Source organism: Arthrobacter sp. Soil736 (genome assembly GCF_001428005.1).
Lineage (GTDB): Bacteria > Actinomycetota > Actinomycetes > Actinomycetales > Micrococcaceae > Arthrobacter.
Window position 1 is genome coordinate 146842 of record NZ_LMSB01000066.1, and the last position, 18440, is coordinate 165281.

General features: G+C 65.8%; 14 protein-coding genes. 9 read left to right on the forward strand and 5 right to left on the reverse strand.

Annotation, left to right across the window (positions count from 1 at the left end):
* Positions 1-23: 23 nt before the first annotated feature.
* The 5 genes from gmk (at position 24) to ASG92_RS25330 (ending at position 5748) form a co-directional block, all read left to right on the forward strand.
* Positions 24-596, forward strand: a complete 573-nt coding sequence (gmk, locus tag ASG92_RS25310; protein WP_056635271.1) for a guanylate kinase — start codon at positions 24-26, stop codon at positions 594-596.
* Between the two features lie 39 nt (positions 597-635).
* The gene (rpoZ, locus tag ASG92_RS25315) at positions 636-896 is read left to right on the forward strand and encodes a DNA-directed RNA polymerase subunit omega (protein WP_056635274.1); all 261 of its coding nucleotides are present in this window, start codon (positions 636-638) and stop codon (positions 894-896) included.
* Between the two features lie 40 nt (positions 897-936).
* Positions 937-2199 carry a bifunctional phosphopantothenoylcysteine decarboxylase/phosphopantothenate--cysteine ligase CoaBC gene (coaBC, locus tag ASG92_RS25320; protein WP_056635277.1) on the forward strand — a complete coding sequence of 421 codons (1263 nt, stop codon included), beginning with the start codon at positions 937-939 and terminating at the stop codon, positions 2197-2199.
* Between the two features lie 76 nt (positions 2200-2275).
* Positions 2276-3511 (forward strand): methionine adenosyltransferase, encoded by a 1236-nt coding sequence (gene metK, locus ASG92_RS25325; RefSeq protein ID WP_056635278.1) that lies wholly within the window; start codon positions 2276-2278, stop codon positions 3509-3511.
* A gap of 83 nt (positions 3512-3594) precedes the next feature.
* Positions 3595-5748 carry a primosomal protein N' gene (locus ASG92_RS25330; protein ID WP_240987301.1) on the forward strand — a complete coding sequence of 718 codons (2154 nt, stop codon included), beginning with the start codon at positions 3595-3597 and terminating at the stop codon, positions 5746-5748.
* A gap of 6 nt (positions 5749-5754) precedes the next feature.
* Here the strand turns inward: ASG92_RS25330 and ASG92_RS25335 are convergent, their stop codons facing one another.
* The 4 genes from ASG92_RS25335 to ASG92_RS25350 all read right to left on the reverse strand — a co-directional run bounded on the left by ASG92_RS25335 (position 5755) and on the right by ASG92_RS25350 (position 10068).
* Entirely contained in the window at positions 5755-6831 is a 1077-nt protein-coding gene (locus tag ASG92_RS25335; protein WP_056635281.1) for a glycosyltransferase family 1 protein, read from the reverse strand.
* Entirely contained in the window at positions 6828-7757 is a 930-nt protein-coding gene (locus ASG92_RS25340; protein WP_056635284.1) for an alpha/beta hydrolase, read from the reverse strand. Before ASG92_RS25340 ends, ASG92_RS25335 begins: the two co-directional genes overlap by 4 nt.
* A gap of 12 nt (positions 7758-7769) precedes the next feature.
* A complete protein-coding gene (locus ASG92_RS25345) occupies positions 7770-8639 on the reverse strand; it encodes an aldo/keto reductase (protein WP_056635287.1) in 870 nt (289 codons plus the stop codon).
* Between the two features lie 466 nt (positions 8640-9105).
* Positions 9106-10068: a sugar-binding domain-containing protein gene (locus ASG92_RS25350; protein ID WP_056635291.1), complete on the reverse strand. Its 963-nt coding sequence runs from the start codon at positions 10066-10068 to the stop codon at positions 9106-9108.
* 137 nt (positions 10069-10205) lie between these two features.
* On the opposite strand from ASG92_RS25350, the gene ASG92_RS25355 reads away from it, so the two are divergent.
* From ASG92_RS25355 to glpK, 3 genes are all read left to right on the forward strand, one after another.
* Entirely contained in the window at positions 10206-12008 is a 1803-nt protein-coding gene (locus ASG92_RS25355) for a glycerol-3-phosphate dehydrogenase/oxidase (protein WP_082579734.1), read from the forward strand.
* Positions 12009-12162: 154 nt separating this feature from the next.
* Complete coding sequence (locus tag ASG92_RS25360; RefSeq protein WP_056635294.1) at positions 12163-12909, forward strand: MIP/aquaporin family protein; 747 nt, start codon at positions 12163-12165, stop codon at positions 12907-12909.
* A 91-nt stretch (positions 12910-13000) separates the two neighbouring features.
* A complete protein-coding gene (gene glpK / locus ASG92_RS25365; RefSeq protein ID WP_056635297.1) occupies positions 13001-14515 on the forward strand; it encodes a glycerol kinase GlpK in 1515 nt (504 codons plus the stop codon).
* A 62-nt stretch (positions 14516-14577) separates the two neighbouring features.
* Here the strand turns inward: glpK and ASG92_RS25370 are convergent, their stop codons facing one another.
* Positions 14578-15477 (reverse strand): hypothetical protein, encoded by a 900-nt coding sequence (locus ASG92_RS25370; protein WP_240987302.1) that lies wholly within the window; start codon positions 15475-15477, stop codon positions 14578-14580.
* Positions 15478-15904: 427 nt separating this feature from the next.
* Between ASG92_RS25370 and leuS the strand changes: the two genes are divergently transcribed.
* The gene (gene leuS, locus ASG92_RS25375; protein ID WP_056635392.1) at positions 15905-18430 is read left to right on the forward strand and encodes a leucine--tRNA ligase; all 2526 of its coding nucleotides are present in this window, start codon (positions 15905-15907) and stop codon (positions 18428-18430) included.
* Positions 18431-18440 lie beyond the last annotated feature (10 nt).

Genomic DNA, 18440 nt, shown 5'->3' on the forward strand with positions numbered 1-18440 from the left:
CTGAAGACCGCCCAAAGGAATACGTGAGCAAGAAACCCGGACTGACAGTCCTCGCTGGTCCTACGGCTGTTGGCAAAGGCACCGTGTCCACCTATATCCGCGACAATTACCCCGAGGTCTGGCTGTCCGTTTCGGCTACCACGCGTGCTCCGCGGCCCGGGGAGGTCGACGGAGTGCACTACTACTTCAAGTCGAAGGAGGAGTTCGAGTCCCTGGTGGCCGCCGGCGAATTCCTGGAATGGGCCGTGGTGCATGGACAGAACACCTACGGCACTCTGAAGAGCACGGTAAAGCAGGCTATTGCCGAAGGACGTTCGGTCCTGCTCGAGATCGACCTACAGGGCGCACGCCAGGTAAAGCGGGCCCTTCCGGATGCGCAGTTCGTGTTCCTTGCACCGCCCAGTTGGGAAGAGTTGGTACGTCGCCTTGTGGGCCGTGGCACGGAAACCGCCGAGGAACAGCAGCGACGGCTGGAAACCGGTAAAGTAGAACTTGCTGCTGAACCGGAGTTCGACCACACCGTTATTAATGACGACGTTCGCCGGGCAGCGGACGAGCTTGTTTCACTCATGGGGCTGACCCCGCACCCGCGCTAGCCGCAGGAAGCCATCAGCCCGTTAGAATTTGGAGAATTCGTGTCCACGAACCTTGAAGGCATCATCAACCCGCCGATCGACGAGCTGCTGAAGGCTGCCGATTCGAAGTACGGACTGGTGATTTTCGGTGCCAAGCGTGCACGCCAGATCAACGCTTACTACGCCCAGCTGCACGAGGGCCTGTTCGAGTACGTTGGACCGCTGGTTGACACCAAGCTGAACGAGAAGTCGCTGTCCATCGCGCTGCGCGAGATCAACGAAGGCAAGCTGGTCGCCACTCCCGTCGAAGCTGCAGAGTAACTTCCGCAGAGTAAACAGACTGCCTGTTGACGGAGGTCACGTGCGCATAGTCCTCGGAGTCGGGGGAGGGATTGCCGCCTACAAGGTGGCGTCGCTCCTCCGGCTTTTTACTGAAGCCGGCCACGACGTCACGGTCATCCCCACCGAAGCGGCCACCCGCTTTGTCGGTGTGGCAACCTGGGAGGCGCTCTCCGGAAACCCGGTGACCAACAGCGTCTTCGACGACGTCCACCTGGTCAATCACGTCCGGCTCGGCCACGAGGCAGACCTGATGGTCGTAGCCCCGGCGACCGCAGACCTCCTGGCCCGCGCCGCCACCGGGCAGGCCAACGACCTGCTCACCAACACGCTGCTCATGGCCAGCGGCCCCGTGCTCTTCGCCCCCGCCATGCACACCGAAATGTGGCAGCACCCCGCAACGCAGGCCAACGTGGAAACGCTGCGCAGCCGGGGCGCAACCGTGCTGGAACCCGCCAGCGGGCGCCTGACCGGCTCGGACTCAGGTCCGGGCCGCCTGCCTGAACCCGAGGCCATCTTTGAAGCGGCCATGGCCTTGGCTCGCGGCCTGCAGGAATCCGTTCCCGGGCATGGCGCGACTGAGGCCCCGCTCTTTCCGCTCACCGGCCGGACCGTGACCATCAGCGCCGGCGGCACCCGCGAACCCCTGGACCCCGTCCGGTTCCTCGGAAACCGCTCCTCCGGAAAGCAGGGCGTCGCGCTGGCCGCCGCGGCCCGGGACGCCGGAGCGACGGTGCGGCTCGTGGCCGCCCACATGGAGGTGCCCGCTCCGGCAGGCGTCGAACTCGTGGAGGTGGAGACGGCCCTGCAGCTCCGGGAAGCCGTCCTGACGGCGGCAGCCGATTCCGACGTCGTTATCATGGCCGCCGCGGTAGCGGACTTCCGCCCCGCAGACGTCTCCGGCACCAAAATCAAGAAGCGGGATGATGCCGCTGATCCCGTCATCACGCTCATCCGGAATCCCGATATCCTCCATGAACTCGTCGCCGTCCGCGATGCCGGGGGCAACAGCCAACTCGTGGTCGGCTTCGCCGCCGAGACGGGGGACGCCCACGGCGACGTCCTCGGGTATGCCGAGGAGAAGCTGAAACGCAAGGGCTGCGACCTGCTCGTGGTGAACCACGTGGGCTCGGACAAGGTTTTCGGCCAGGACCACAACTCCGTGGTCATCCTTTCGCGGACCGGCTCCGAACCCCAATCGGCGTCCGGCTCCAAACAGGACGTGGCCGCCGTTGTCATCGATCGCATCAGCGCCGAGCTGAGCAAGGTCTTTCCGCGAACCTGACGGGCGTAAGGAACGTCTCCTTAGCATGGGGACATACGGTGCCGCCCGTCCGTTTGCCAACCAGTAAGGTAGTTGAGTGACTTTACCGCTGCACATTCCAGAATCCCACGGGTCCGTACCGTCCCGGCTCCGGCTTTTCACGTCTGAATCGGTGACCGAAGGCCACCCGGACAAGATCTGTGACCAGATCAGTGACGCGATCCTGGACGCCCTTCTCGCCAAGGACCCGGAGTCCCGCGTCGCCGTGGAGACCATGGCCACCACCGGCCTGGTACATGTTGCCGGCGAGGTCACCACGGACGCCTACGTCGAGATCCCGCAGATCGTCCGCGAAACCATCCTGGGCATCGGCTACGACTCGTCGGCCAACGGCTTCGACGGCGCCCGCTGCGGCGTGTCCGTATCCATCGGCCAGCAGTCGAACGACATCGCCGGCGGAGTCTTCAATTCGCTGGAAGCCCGCGAAGGCCGCCAGGTGGACGACTACGATCTCCAGGGCGCCGGGGACCAGGGCCTCATGTTCGGCTATGCCAGCGATGAGACGCCGTCCTATATGCCCGTCCCGATCTGGATCGCCCACCGGCTGTCCGAGCGGCTCACCGAAGTGCGCAAGAGCGGCGAACTGTCGTACCTGCGTCCGGACGGAAAGACCCAGGCCACCATCGGGTACGACGGCGACCGGCCGGTTTCGGTCGAGACCATCGTGATCTCCAGCCAGCACGCCGAGGGTTTCAGCCTCGACCAGCTCCGGGCCGACCTCGCCTCGCATGTGATCGACCCCGTGCTTGCCCTCTCAAACCTCGATATCTCCCGCACTGCCAACATTCTCAACCCCGCAGGGGCGTTTGTGATCGGCGGACCGGTCGGCGACGCCGGGCTCACCGGCCGCAAGATCATTGTCGACACCTACGGCGGCATGGCACGCCACGGCGGCGGCGCCTTCTCCGGCAAGGACCCGTCCAAGGTGGACCGCTCCGCGGCGTACGCCATGCGCTGGGTTGCCAAGAACGTGGTGGCGGCCGGACTGGCCAAGCGGGCCGAGATCCAGATTGCCTACGCCATCGGCCAGGCCCGCCCTGTGGGCACGTACGTGGAAACGTTCGGAACCGAGACCGTGGATCCTGCCAAGATCAGTGCCGCGATCGCTGACATCTTTGATCTCCGGCCCCGCGCCATCATCGATGCGCTGGACCTCAAGCGCCCCATCTACGCCAAGACGGCCGCCCACGGCCACTTCGGCCGGGACGATCCGGACTTCACCTGGGAGCGCCTGGACCGCGTGGAGGACCTTAAGGCGTACTTCAACGCCTAAGCCGTTGCCCGAAGGCGTCAGCAGCCGGGAATGTCAGACCCCTGTGCTTGGCTGGTGGTTAATTCAGGACGGAGGTAGGCGCTATGACGGACGCTATGACTTCTGCCGGCATGCCGGACCAACCCCTGCAGCTTTCCTTGCTGCAGGGGTTTCCTGCCAGTGCCAGGACCGCTGCCGGGCCGCCGCTGGCCAGCGTCCGCCCGGTGGCCCGCGTGCTTATCGAATCGTCCCTGCCGCACCTGGACCGGCCGTTCGATTACAGCGTGCCCGCCGAACTCGATGAAACAGCGCAGCCCGGGGTCCGGGTCAAGGTGAAGTTCAGCGGCCAGGAACTGAACGGCTACATCCTGGAGCGGGCCGAGGAGTCCGACGCCGGCCATGTCCTGGTGCCGCTGCATAAGGTCATCTCGCCTGTCGCTGTCCTCACGCCCGAACTTCGCGAGCTTGCCAACCGTGTTGCCGCCCGTTATGCAGGCACGGTCAGTGATGTGCTCCGGGTGGCCGTACCGCCCAGGGTGGTCAAGGTGGAGAAGGAGATTGCGGCCGAGGATACGGTGCCGCCGACGGCGGCCGACTCCGTGCCGGGTGCCGGTGCCGGTGCCGGGTGGTCAGATTACCGGAACGGCTCCGCGTTTCTCCGTCACCTGAGCGCCGGGGGCTCGCCCCGTGCGGTCCTGAGCGCCCTGCAGGGCTTCGGCCCGGACAGCTGGCCCCGTCTCCTTGCCGGGGCGGTCGCGGCCGTTCGGCGATCCGGCCGCGGCGCGGTGGTCGTGGTCCCTGACTACCGTGACCTGGACAGGGTGCAGGCCGCACTGGAGGAGGTACTTCCCGCCGGGGACATTGCCCGTCTCACGGCAGACGACGGCCAGACGCCCAGATACCGCAGCTACCTTAGGGTCCTCAACGGCACTGCCGGCGTGGCGGTCGGCACCCGCTCGGCGGCCTACGCGCCGGTCCGGAACCTCGGCCTCGCGGTGTGCTGGGACGACGGCGACGATCTCCATGTGGAGCAGCGCTCCCCGTACGCCCACTCCCGGGAGGTGCTCCTGCTCCGGGCGGAGCAGGAAGGCGCCGCATGCCTGCTGGCGGGGCACACCCGCAGCACCGAACTGCAGCGACTCGTGGATGCAGGCTGGGCCATGCCCGTGGAGGCTGAGCGCACTGTGGTCCGCCGGACCGTTCCCCGCGTGCTCAACACGGCCGACAGCTTTGAAATGGAACGCGACCCCCTGGCCAGGATGGCACGCCTGCCCGGCGCTGCGTGGCGCACGGCCAAGGAAGGACTGGAACGCGGACCGGTGCTGGTTCAGGTGGCCCGCTCCGGGTATGCTCCGTCGCTGGCCTGCGAGACGTGCCGTGAGCCCGCCCGCTGCCAGTCCTGCCAGGGGCCGTTGGCCATTGCCGGTGCTTCCGGGAGTTCCGCGGTGCCGCAGTGCCGGTGGTGTTCGACGCCGGCGCCTGCCTGGCGCTGCAGCCATTGCAGCGGCGCGCGGCTGCGCCGTGGTGCCACGGGGGTTCTGCGCACGGCCGAAGAACTGGGCAGGGCGTTCCCGGGCAAGGCGGTCGTCACTTCCTCCGGGGACCACGTCAAAGCCACCGTCCCGGACACCGGGGCACTCATCGTGGCCACCGTAGGTGCCGAGCCCGTCGCCACCGGCGGCTACGCGGCCGCCCTGCTTCTCGACGGCGATTCGCTGCTGCGCCGCGAAAACCTGCGGGCGGGGGAGGATGCCGTGCGGCGGTGGTTCAATGCCGCGGCCCTCGTGCGCCCGGCAAGGGAAGGCGGCATCGTGGTGATCACCGCCGACGACACCGCCGCTGTGGGCGCGCTGCTGCGGTGGGACCCGGCCGGGTATGCGGAGCGCGAGCTGGCACTGCGCACCGAACTGCAGCTTCCGCCCGCGGTAAGGGTGGCTTCCGTGACCGGGGGCCGCACCGCCGTCGGTCATTTCACTGCGTCGGTCACCAAGCTTCTCGCGGGGGAGGGCGTGGAACTGCGCATCGCCGGTCCTGCTCCGCTGTTCCCTGCCACACACTTGCCTGCGGCCGCGCCGGGGCAGGGCGCCGGGGCCGCAACGGCGAGGGCCGGGGCGGAGGACGTTCGCACGCTCTTGTTCATTCCGTACGGCCAGGCCGGCGCCGTGACCAGGCTCCTCAGGGCCGCGAAGGCCGCTAGTGCGGCGAAACGCAGCGAGGACCCGGTGCAGCTGCGGCTCGACGGCGTGGACGTCCTCTAGGCAGGCCTAGCCGGCGCGGAGTGCCATGACTTCCGCCGCGACGTCAACCAGCTGCCGGGCGGACTCGTCCCAGCTGAACTCGTTGGCGCGTTCCACGGAGCGCCGAGACACTTCCTGCCAGTGGCGGCCGTCGCCGAGGCCGCTGACCGCCGCGGCAAAGGCGTCCGCCGACTCCGGGTCCACGTACGTGGCGACGTCGGCGCCCACCTCACGGAAAATCGGAATGTCGCTGGCGATGACCGGAGTGCCCAGCGCCATGGCCTCCACGAGGGGAAGGCCGTAGCCTTCGGCCTTCGACAGGCTGACCAGCGCCGTGGTGCGCTTGAGCAGTGCCGTGTATTCGTCGTCGGTGACGCCGTTATGGAAGACGACGTTGGCGCCTTCGGGAATCAAAGCCTCGAGTTCGGTGCGGCGCTGCGGCGTGATCCGGCTGAGCAGGTGCAGCGTGTAGCCGGACAGCTCGGCCATGCCGGCAAGCATGGTCTCCACGTTCTTGTACGGCATGAACGAACCCATGTAGAGCAGGTTTTTTTCGGCCCCCGCTGCGGGGTCTCGGGGGAGCTGCGCGGGCTGCGGGGCGTTGCTGACAATGCGGACAGGACGGTTGGTCAGCCGGTACTTGGCCATCAGCGCCTCCGTGGTCCGGCTGATGGTGGCCACGACGTCCGCGCGGTTGAGCAGGAGCCGTTGGGGCCAGAACGCCTTGTGGTAGAGCCGCCACAGGATGCGGACCGGAGCCGGCAGGAAGCCCGGCGGCTCCGGGTGCTCGTAGTAGATCAGATCGTGCAGCGTCAGCACCAGGCCGTACTTCCGCCCCCACGTGCCCATGGTCTGCATGGGGCACACCACCACGTCGGCGCCCAGTTCATTGACCTTCCGCGCCACGAACAGCTCCGCGGGGGAGAGCGGACTGTTGATCAGCGTGTAGGGCACATCCGGCAGGAGGGCCAGCTGACGGGGGTCGCTGATGAGCATGGAGACGTCGGCGATTTTCGAGGCCGCGGCGATGAGGCTCGCGCCGTAGCGGCTGATGCCGTCATGGTGGTCTGTCCGGGTGAAGCGGGCGTCGATGAGAATTTTCACGCGGGATGATCCTTCAGGAAGCGTCGGATGAAAGCGGCGGCGGGCTCCGGTGTTTCGTAGTGGATCAGATGCCCGACGCCGGGAATCACGTCCAGTGTGCTGTCCGGGAGCCGGGCCGCGAGCTTGTGCTGGTCCTTCAGCAGGGCGATTTCATCCTTTTCACCGGCGATCAGCAGCACGGGAAGGGTGAGCTCCTCGGCCACCTCGGCCACGTTGCTGCTGACTGATGCCGTGAAGGATTCCAGCAGGCTCACGCGGTTGGCGAACGCGCTGAAATAGGCATCGTGTTGCCCGTGAATGAAGGTCAGTAGCTCCTTGTCCTTTGTCTTGGCCATGGCCACGCTCATGACCCTGACAATGAGCCGGCTGCGCAGCAGGAGCAGGCCCAAACCCCGGGGGAGCCGGGCCGAGAGCCGGTAGTACAGCACGGCCAGCCGGGTCATGGCGCCCTTGGGTCCTTCCAGGGCGGGCGCTGCAATGGGGTTTATCAGGATCAGCGGGCGGACGGCCCGCGGGTGGCGGGCGACGAAGTGGGCCGCCACGATGGAGCCGAAGGAGTGCCCCAGCAGCACGGTGTCCGGACCAAGGTCCAGGGCTTCCATGAAGTCGCTGATGAACTGACCGTAGCGGCGGACGCTGTGGCCGTCGTCGGCAAAGGCCTCGGAGCTGCCGAAGCCGGGAAGGTCAGGCATGATCAGCCGCATTTCGGGCAGCTGGTCCGCGACCCGCAGCAGCCCGTGGTGATCGCCGCGGAAGCCGTGGATGACCAGGATGGTGCGCGTCTCCGGCGTTGTCCGTACGGGTTCGTAGGTCCAGTACGCCACAGTGGTGCCCCCGAGGTCGACGTCGGAGGCCTTGGTTCTCGCTGCAAGGTCGCCGCTGAAAAAAGACGGCGTTGTGGACGGCTCGGAGTCTGCTGTTTGCATGCTGTGTGGATCCTAGTTGACGTTGTCGGGGTGGGAGCCGGTGCGGTAGCCGCGGTCCAGGCCCGCGATGTCTGCCATGTCCAGGGCGGAGAGTTCGAAGCGGAAAATATCGAGGTTCTCCCTGATTCTGTCCGCGGAGCTGGCCTTGGGAATGGCGATATTTCCCAGCTGCAGCTGCCACCGCAGAATGACCTGGGCCGCCGTCACCCGGTGCTCGGCTGCGAGCGCGACGATGACGGGATCGTCCAGGACCTGCCCGCGGCCCAGCGGGCTCCATGCCTCCGTCAGGATTCCCAGCCCCCGGTGCTTTTCCCGGAGTTCGGCCTGCTGCAGCCAGGGATGAAGCTCGATCTGGTTGACGGCAGGCACCACCTCGGCGTTCTCCAGCAGCCGGTCCAGGTGCTGCGGCTGGAAGTTTGATACTCCGATCGCCCGCACTTTTCCTTCGCGGTACAGCGTCTCAAGCGCGCGGTACGTCTCCTGGAACAGTCCGCGCTTGGCGCACGGCCAGTGGATCAGGTACATGTCCACGTACTCGAGTCCAAGGTTGACCATGGAGGTATCGAAGGCGCGGAGCGTGGCGTCGTAGCCGTGGTCGTCGTTCCAGACCTTGGTAGTGATGAAGAGGTCTTCGCGCGAGGTGGGCGGTGCGGCCTCGCCCGATCCGCCCCGGGCAGCCTCCACCCCGTACAGCGAAACGATTCCGCGGGCCACGCCGGATTCGTTCCCGTACATTGCCGCCGTATCGAAGTGCCGGTAACCCGCTTCCAGGGCCGTGGCCACCAACCTGGCAGCGTCCTTCGGTGGAACCTTGTAGAGCCCAAATCCCAACTGGTCGATCAGCACGCCGTTGTTCAGGCTGAGCCGGGGTGAGGTAATCATGGTTATGACTCTACCGATACGGCGCAGGGACGCGTGGAACCGCAAGGGGCAGTGGCGGCTGATTCGCCGCCCCGCTGGCCGGGCATTCCATGGATTTACGACGAACTCTGCCGTGAAAGACTCAGTGGATGACTCGTGATTTGGTGGGCTGCCCTGGCCGCCCGCGGTGATGAGCACGGCTGGACGCACCTTTTTGCCGACAAGTATCCAAACGCAGGTGGCGCAGGCCATTACGCTGCCTACCTTGTTAACTCAGACGGTTTCGAAGTCGAACTCGTCGCAACCGGATGACATTCCTGCCCGCGCCCAACCGGACGCGTCGCTGCATCCCTAGTGCAAGCCGGTTGCCCTCTCCATGACGACCCGAGGCCCCGGCAATCCGGTCCCGCACAATTACGCAGGGACTGAACGGATGTCCGGCGGGATCAGCGCTTGAGAGGCCCCGCCGCCTCAGCGCGTCCGAAGCTCAGTTCGCTCCGTCGAAACTGACCAGGCGCCTGGCCGACGCCTCGTCCAGGATCAGATCCGTGGCCAGACCCGCGGTCAGCGCGCCCCGAAGGCCGTTGATTTTGGACGCGCCGGAAACCACGCAGATCCTTCGTCGCACCTGGCGAAGCTGGTCCAGGGACGGGCCGGTGGACCGCTCGTTCAGTGTGATGCCGTCCGAGGACCCGTCGCCGCGGAAAAACACCGTGGCCACGTCGCCCACGACGTCGGAACTCGCGAGGATGTTCAGATCGTCCTCGTCGAGGTAGCCGCCCGCGTAAACGTGGCTGGGGTAGTCGGCATCCACGGAGCCGACGCCGAAGATGGCGATGCTCATGCGGGACTGCAAGTCCAGGATGCGTTGAACGCTCCGTTCATTCCACATGGCCGTCTTCGTCGCCGCATGGTCAAAGAAGGCCGGAACCGGGAACTGTTCCACGCGGGCTCCGTAGGCGCTGCCGAAGCGGCGCATGATGTCGCTCGCGTAGGTGATGCCCGTGGTTTGCATGTTGCCCGCCCCGTTCAGCTGCACGATCACGCTGTCGTGCGTGATCTTGCGGGTCAGGTGCCGGCTGACGGCGCTGAGCGTGGAACCCCAAGCCACGCCGATGATGGCGTTCGAGTCCACCAGCGGACCGATGGTGCGCGCGGCCTGCATGGCCACGCGGTCCAGTGTTTCGGCCTCGTTCAGGGTGTCCAGGACGGGCACGACGTGCACATCCACCTTGTACTGCCTCCGGATTATCCGTTCCAGTTCCGGGCCGGTGTCCAGCGGACTGCGGATCTGGATCTGGACCAGGCCCGTTTCGCGGGCGGTCGAAAGCAGCCTCGAAACCGTGGACCGGGACGTCCTGAGCTCCCTCGCAATCGCGTCCATGGTGAGGTCCTGCAGGTAATACAGCTGGGCCGCCCGGAGGGCCTCTGAATGTCGTGGGCGCGGCATGCTCCATCCGTTCTGCACGTTTGTGCATAGTGCTTGACTCCATTTTCCATTGCTTCGAACAATAGTGGTGAATGGCGGCGCGTCCCATGGCGCGCCGCCTGCAATAAAGCCCACGGACCAAACCCAAAGGAGCAGATTTGGGACTCAAAGACTCATATGGCCATCCGTTCATTTTCAGCGTACGGGGCTCGTCCGAGCGCGCCTCGGTGGCCAGCCTGCGGCAGCGGCCGGACGCCCGCGTCCTCGTTGTCGGGGGCGGCATCAACGGCGTCGGCACGTTCCGCGACCTCGCGCTGCAGGGCGTTGACGTTGCACTGGTGGAGCGCGGGGACTACTGCCAAGGCGCAAGCGGCGCGTCCTCGCACATGATTCACGGGGGCATCCGCTACCTCGAAAACGGAGAGTTCCGCCTTGTCCGGGAATCCGTCGTGGAGCGCAACCGGCTCCTGCGGATCGCCCCGCATTATGTGAAACCGCTGCAGACCACCATCCCGATCTTCAGCACCTTCTCCGGTGTCCTCGCGGCGCCGCTGCGGTTCCTGACACACAAGCAGCACGGCAAGCCCAAGGAACGCGGGGCCTTCCTGATCAAGCTCGGCCTCAGCCTGTACGATTCCTTTTCCCGTGACGGCGGAAACGTCCCGCGCCACCAGTTCCGCGGACGGAAGCGGGCGCTGGCGGAGTTGCCTATGCTGCACCCTGGCATCAAGTACGCGGCCACATACTTCGATGCCTCCGTCCATAACCCCGAGCGCCTCACCCTCGACGTCCTCCAGGACGGCGAGAAAGCCGGCGAGAGGAACGGTGCAGGGAAGTCGGGGAGCACCGCCCGCGCCAGCAACTACCTCTCGCTGGCCTCCATCAAAGCAAACGAGGCCGGTTCCAGCACGGTGGAGCTCCGCGATGAGCTGACCGGCGAGGTCTTTGACTTCACGGCGGATGTCATCATCAACACCACGGGTGCGTGGGTGGACCTCACCAACCAGGCCATGGGGGCCGCGACGTCCTTCATGGGCGGCACCAAGGGCTCCCATATCGTGCTCGACCACCCCGGCCTGCTGGCCGCCTGCAACGGCCGCGAAATTTTCTTTGAACACACCGACGGCCGGATCGTCCTGATCTACCCCATGGGGGCCCGTGTGCTGGTGGGAACCACGGACGTGGACGCCGACATGTCCCAGGACGCGGTCTGCACCGAGGCCGAAATCGACTACTTCTTCGACCTCATCGGCCACGTCTTCCCCGAAATCACCGTCAACCGGGAGCAGATCGTCTACACGTTCTCGGGTGTCCGGCCCCTGCCCAGGCATGACGCCACCCAGCCTGGCTTCGTTTCCCGGGACTACCGCATCGAACGGCGGGGGCCGGAAGCCGGCGGCAGCGGCGCCGTCGTCCTCAGCCTCGTGGGCGGAAAGTGGACCACGTTCCGGGCCCTGGCCGAACACCTGAGCAACGACGTGCTCGCCGAACTGGCAATGGAACGGAAAGTCTCGACGGCGAAACTCGCCATCGGCGGCGGCGCCGGCTTCCCGGACAGCGAGGCAGGAATCCAGAAGTGGATCAAGGCGCACATGAACGCGGACCGCGACGCCGACCGCGTCGCAGGACTCCTGACCCGCTACGGCACCCGTGCCGGCGAAGTCATCGGCTACCTCGACGGCGGCCCTGACAGCCTGTTGCGCTCCACCCGGGAACTCAGCGTCCGCGAGCTGGAATACATGGCAGCCAACGAGCAGGTCGGCCACCTGGTAGACGTTCTGATCCGCCGCACTTCCCTTGCCTTCCGCGGCCTGGTCACCGGTGAGCTGCTCAACGAGGTGGCCGACATCCTGGCGGCGCCGCTCGGCTGGGATGCGGCAGACCAGGCCGCCGAGATCCACCATGCGCAGGAGGTGCTCAAGCGATACCACGGCGTCGAGGTCCGCAGCCTGGTCGCCTAAGACCTGGTGTCCGGGCAGGGCAGCCCGGGCGCAAGGGCAGGGACGGGTCCCGTGGCGGACCTGTCCCGGCCGCCGCCGTCAAGGCCAAAGCATTGGCGGCACAACCGTCCTTCAAACTCGCGAAGGACTGACAACAGAAAACAAGGAGTCAAAGATGTCTCTTGGATTGGTTTTTCTTTCCGAAGTATTCGGAACCGGCATGCTGACCCTCCTGGGTTGCGGCGTCGTGGCCAACGTCGCGCTCAAGGGCACAAAGGGCAACAATGGCGGGTTCCTGATGGTCACGTGGGGATGGGGTATCGCCGTTTTCTCCGGCGTGTACGTTGCCGCCCACTCCGGCGCCCACCTGAACCCGGCCGTCACCCTTGGCCTGCTCGTGAACCGCAAGGCGGAGTATGCCCCCGGCGTTCCCGTGGACGTCGCCTCCACCTTCACTTACTTCGGCGCGGAGCTCCTCGGCGCATTCCTGGGCGCCGTGCTCACATGGCTGGCGCACAAGCAGCACTTCGATGCCGAGCCCGCGGCGGCGAGCAAGCTGGTCGTCTTCTCCACCGTCCCGGCCATCCGGTCCTGGCCCTGGAACCTGATCACCGAAATCATCGGCACATTCGTGCTGGTCTTCGTGATCCTCACCTTCGGCGGGACCCCCTCGGGGCTTGGCCCGCTGGCTGTAGCCCTCCTGGTGGTCGGCATCGGCGTATCCCTCGGCGGCCCCACGGGTTACGCCATCAACCCGGCCCGTGACCTCGGACCACGCATCGCCCACGCCATCCTGCCCATTAAGGGCAAGGGCTCCAGCGACTGGAGCTACTCCTGGATTCCGGTGGTCGGCCCCCTGATCGGCGGGACACTGGCAGGCCTGGCCGGTCTGCTCCCGATTGTGTTCAGCGCCGCCACGTGACACCAAGTTCACTTCACGATTCCGGCTGCACAACGCTTTTCCGTTTTACGCACATTTCCTGATTAGAAAGCACCACGACAAGGACGTCATCATGAGCCAATACGTAATCGCCATCGACCAGGGCACCACCAGCACCCGCGCCATCGTCTTCGACCAGAGCGGCAGCATCGTGTCCCAGGGTCAGATGGAGCACGAGCAGATTTTCCCGCAAGCGGGCTGGGTCGAGCACGACCCCGCCGAGATCTGGAACAACACCCGCGAGGTCATCGGCTCGGCCCTGTCCAAGGCCAACCTGACCCGGCATGACATTGCCGCCGTCGGCATCACCAACCAGCGCGAAACCACGGTGGTCTGGGACAAAACCACGGGGGAGCCCGTCTACAACGCGATCGTCTGGCAGGATACCCGTACCCAGCCGATCGTGGATGAACTCGCCAAGGACGGCGGCGCGGACCGCTTCAAGCAGAAGGTCGGGCTGCCGCTGGCCACGTATTTCTCCGGAACCAAGATCAAGTGGATCCTGGACAACGTCGAAGGCGCCCGGGAAAAGGCCGAGGCCGGAAACCTTGTCTTCGGCAACACGGACTGCTGGGTGCTGTGGAACCTGACAGGCGGCGTCGACGGCGGCGTGCATGTCACCGACGTCACCAACGCCTCCCGCACGCTGTTCATGGACCTTGACTCGCTGCAGTGGGACGAGGAGATCCTTGGCATTTTTGGGGTTCCCCTGTCCATGATGCCGGCCATCAAGTCCTCGTCCGAGGTCTACGGCACCGTTCACACATCCCAGCTGTTGCGGGAGGTTCCCGTGGCGGGCATCCTGGGTGACCAGCAGGCGGCCACCTTCGGCCAGGCGGCGTTCCAGACAGGCGAAGCGAAGAACACCTACGGCACCGGCTGCTTCCTGATCTTCAACACCGGCGAGGAAATCGTCCACTCCAAGAACGGCCTCCTGACCACCGTTGGGTACAAGCTCGGGGACGCGGCGCCGCACTACGCACTGGAAGGGTCGATCGCCGTCACCGGCTCGCTCATCCAGTGGCTGCGCGACAACATCGGCCTGATCAGCAGCGCCCCGGAAGTGGAGACACTCGCGGCTTCAGTGGCGGACAACGGCGGCGTATACATCGTTCCTGCGTTCTCGGGGCTCTTCGCGCCGTACTGGCGTTCGGACGCCCGGGGCGCCATGGTGGGCCTGACGCGGTTCGTCAACAAGAACCACATCGCCAGGGCCGCGCTGGAGGCCACAGCCTTCCAGACCCGCGAGGTGCTGGACGCGGTCAACGCTGACTCAGGTGTTCCCCTCACCGAGTTGAAGGTCGACGGCGGAATGGTCGCCAACGATGCCCTCATGCAGTTCCAGGCCGACATCCTGGGCGTCCCGGTCATCCGCCCGAAGGTGGTGGAGACCACCGCCCTGGGTGCCGCCTACGCCGCAGGCCTCGCCGTCGGCTTCTGGAAGGACCTCGGCGAGCTGTCCGCCAACTGGTCCGAGGACAAGCGGTGGGTGCCGGCCATGGACCCGGCAGAGCGGGACCGCCAGATGCGGCTGTGGAGGAAGGCCGTCACCAAGGCCATGGACTGGGTGGACGACGACGTGAGGTAGGAAGGCGCATAAGCCCGGATCCGTGAGCGGCCACGGATCCGGGCAGTCGTTCGGCGCGGAAGCTACCGCGGCGCTGCAATTTCTGCCGGAGCAGTCTCGGCGTAGACGTTGCGGCTCACCTCGTATGCGTGCCGGTCCAGTTCCAGGGCCCGTTCATTGACTTCCCGGAGTCCGGGGCTGGAGAGCCGCTTGATCTTGACCAGGTCCATGGCTTCCTGCTCGGTACCGTCCACGGCGGTCACCTTCACGAGGCCCGTGCCTGCCGAGTAGTACTTGCGCTGGTGGCCTGCGTCCGGCTCAAGAGGGTTGTATTCGTCAATCTCCAGCACATCGTTGTAGCAGCCGGTGGGAACGCATACCCGCTGATGGGTCCGGAAGACATCGCCGCAGTCCAGGAAATCAACCTTGGGCGCATACGCCTGGACGTAGTCCGCTGTACCGGTGCGGGGACTTGCCTGCATGGCAATTCCCGCCTGGGCCTTGTCAAGCCCGTGAATGAACGTGCTGGGTGCCCCTACGAACGATCCGTTCTCGTACTCCTCCGGATACTCCCCGAACAGCCAGACCGTTCCGTTCCTGGTCTGGGCGAAGAAGGCCAGTTCGGATTCAACGAGCTCGCCGTCGGAGAAATCCCTGTCCCACATGACCAGCGTCTTGACTCCGTCTATCACCTTGGTCAGTCCGGTCACCGTGTGGATCACGGTTCGTTTCGTGGTGACGGTGCTCGTCACGGTACCGGTCGTGGTGACGGTGCTCGTCACGGTACCGGTCGTGGTGAATTGCATGCCGGGCTTCAGCGGAAACCAGGTGTTGTCGATTCTTGGCGACGCCTGGAAGTCCGACGCGTCGAAGTTTATGGCGGATCCGGCTCCGCAATGTTCATCCGGGGCGGGCGCCGCGGCCCCGGGTGCGGCCGACGTCACGGTGAACATCGCCAGAAACAGTATGAGGACTGACCCCAAGGCTGCGATCCGAAGTCCCCGGGGGTGTAAGGGTGGCGCCGCGAAGGCGTTGGATCGTGCGCCGTGATGCAACGTATTACCAGCCGAAAGGTCCACGTCAGGCTCCTCAACCCTGAGACCTTTGCCAACCCCCGAAACACTGTGTATTGAATGGTGACCCACTGCAGGGCGTTTGGCAATGGGTTGGCTCGCGCCCGCGTCCGGTGTTCGTTTCACCATGATTCCCCCGGAGGAGCTAAGGTAGGTCTATGCGTGCGATCCTTCTGCTTAGCTAGCCGCCCGGTATCCCGGACAAATACGGATTACCGAGCGGCCGCCCCTCCATGACGAGGGGCTTTTGTGTGTCCGGGACGCATTCCCGGCAGGCGGCAGGGGATCAGACCGTTATGACAGGACAGACGTCATGACAGAACAGAAGAGGGCAGCAGTGAGCGTTCAGCCGGAGACCGAAACCGGAACAACAGCAGGTGGAGCCGACAGCCCCGAGGAGGGCGCCTACAGCTTCGCGGCGATGGAGGCCCGGTGGCCGCAGGTGTGGGAAGACCTGAAGGTCTTCACGCCGGCCGACGACGGTTCCCGCGAGCGCCGCTACGTGCTGGACATGTTCCCGTACCCGTCCGGCGACCTCCACATGGGGCACGCCGAGGCGTTCGCCATGGGCGACGTCGTGGCGCGGTACCTGCGCCAGCAGGGATACGACGTCCTGCACCCGATCGGATGGGATTCCTTTGGTCTGCCGGCGGAGAACGCCGCGATCAAGCGCAACGCGCATCCGAGCGAGTGGACGTACGCCAACATCGAAACCCAGGCGGCCTCGTTCAAGCGCTACGCCATCTCCGCTGACTGGTCCCGCCGCGTGCACACCTCCGATCCGGAGTACTACCGCTGGACCCAGTGGCTGTTCAAGCGGTTCTACGAGCGCGGCCTCGCTTACCGCAAGGACTCACCGGTCAACTGGTGCCCCAAGGACCTGACCGTGCTGGCCAACGAGCAGGTTGTCAACGGCGCCTGCGAGCGCTGCGGCACGGCCGTGACCAAGAAGTCGCTGAACCAGTGGTATTTCAAGATCACCGACTACGCGGACCGGCTGCTGGACGACATGTCCGAGCTCCAGGGGCATTGGCCCGAGCGAGTACTGGCGATGCAGCGAAACTGGATCGGCCGCTCGGAAGGCGCGCATGTCCGGTTCGTGATCGAGGCGTCTGACGGACGTGCCGAGCGCGAAGTCACCGTCTTCACCACGCGTCCGGATACCCTGTACGGAGCCACGTTCTTTGTCGTCGCCGCGGACGCGCACCTGACCCTGGACCTGGTCACCCCTGAACATCACGACGCGCTCATGGCCTACCGTGAAAAGGTCAAGGCCCTGTCGGACATCGAACGCCAGTCCACCGAGCGCGAAAAGACCGGTGTGTTCACCGGCCGCTACGCCATCAATCCCCTGAACGGTGAAAAGCTGCCTGTCTGGGCAGCCGACTACGTCCTGGCCGACTATGGCACGGGCGCCATCATGGCCGTCCCCGGGCACGACCAGCGCGACCTCGACTTCGCCAAGGAGTTCGGCCTGCCTGTGCGCGCCGTGCTGGACACCGGCGAGGAGGACCCCGCCGTCTCCGGCAAGGCAACGGCGGGGGAGGGCACGCTGATCAACTCCGGTCCGCTCGACGGCCTGCCCAAGGCAGAGGCCATTCCGGCAGCCATCGAAATCCTGGACAAGCAGGGTACCGGCGAGAAGTTCGTGAACTTCCGGCTGCGTGACTGGCTCCTGAGCCGCCAGCGCTTCTGGGGCACTCCGATCCCGATCATCCACTGTGCCGAGTGCGGCGAAGTGCCGGTACCCGACGAGCAACTGCCGGTTACGCTTCCCGAGGACCTGCGCGGCGAGGCGCTGTCCCCGAGGGGCACGTCGCCGCTGGCCGCGGCCCTCGAATGGGTCAACGTCGACTGCCCGAACTGCGGACGCGCAGCCCAGCGGGACACGGACACCATGGACACCTTCGTGGACTCGTCCTGGTACTTCCTGCGCTTCGTCTCCCCGCACTACACCGACGGTCCGTTCGATCCCGCGAAGATCAACGACTGGATGCCGGTCGGGCAGTATGTCGGCGGCGTAGAACACGCCATCCTGCACCTGCTCTACGCCCGCTTCTTCACCAAGGTCATTCATGACATGGGCCTGCTGGCGGCGGACGAGCCCTTCAGCGCGCTGCTGAACCAGGGCCAGGTGCTCAACGGCGGCAAGGCCATGAGCAAGTCGCTGGGCAACGGCGTGGACCTGGGCGAACAGCTGGACAAGTTCGGCGTGGACGCCGTCCGGCTGACCATGATCTTTGCCTCCCCGCCGGAAGACGACGTCGACTGGGCGGATGTCTCGCCGTCGGGATCCGCGAAGTTCCTGGCGCGCGCCTGGCGCCTCAGCCAGGACGTCACGAGCGCCCCTGGCGTGGACTTCAGCACGGGCGACCGCGCCCTGCGGTCCGTCACGCACAGGACCATCGCGGACGCCGCGGAGCTGCTGGACAACAACAAGTTCAACGTCGTGGTGGCGAAGCTGATGGAGCTGGTTAACGCCACGCGCAAGACCATCGACTCCGGCGCCGGCGGTGCCGATCCGGCCGTGCGCGAAGCGGCTGAGGCCGTGTCCGTGATCCTGAGCCTGTTCGCTCCCTACACCGCCGAGGACATGTGGAACGTGCTGGGGCACCCGGCCTCGGTGGCCAACGCGGGCTGGCCCGCCCACGATGAGGCCCTGCTCGTGCAGGCCACCATCACGGCCGTGGTCCAGGTCCAGGGCAAAGTCAGGGACAGGCTCGAGGTCTCGCCGGCCATCTCAGAGGATGAGCTGCGCGAACTTGCGCTGGCCTCGGAAAACGTCCAGCGCGCCCTCGACGGCCGCGGCATCCGGACGGTCATTGTGCGTGCACCTAAACTGGTGAACATCGTCCCGGCCTAGCCGGGTTCCG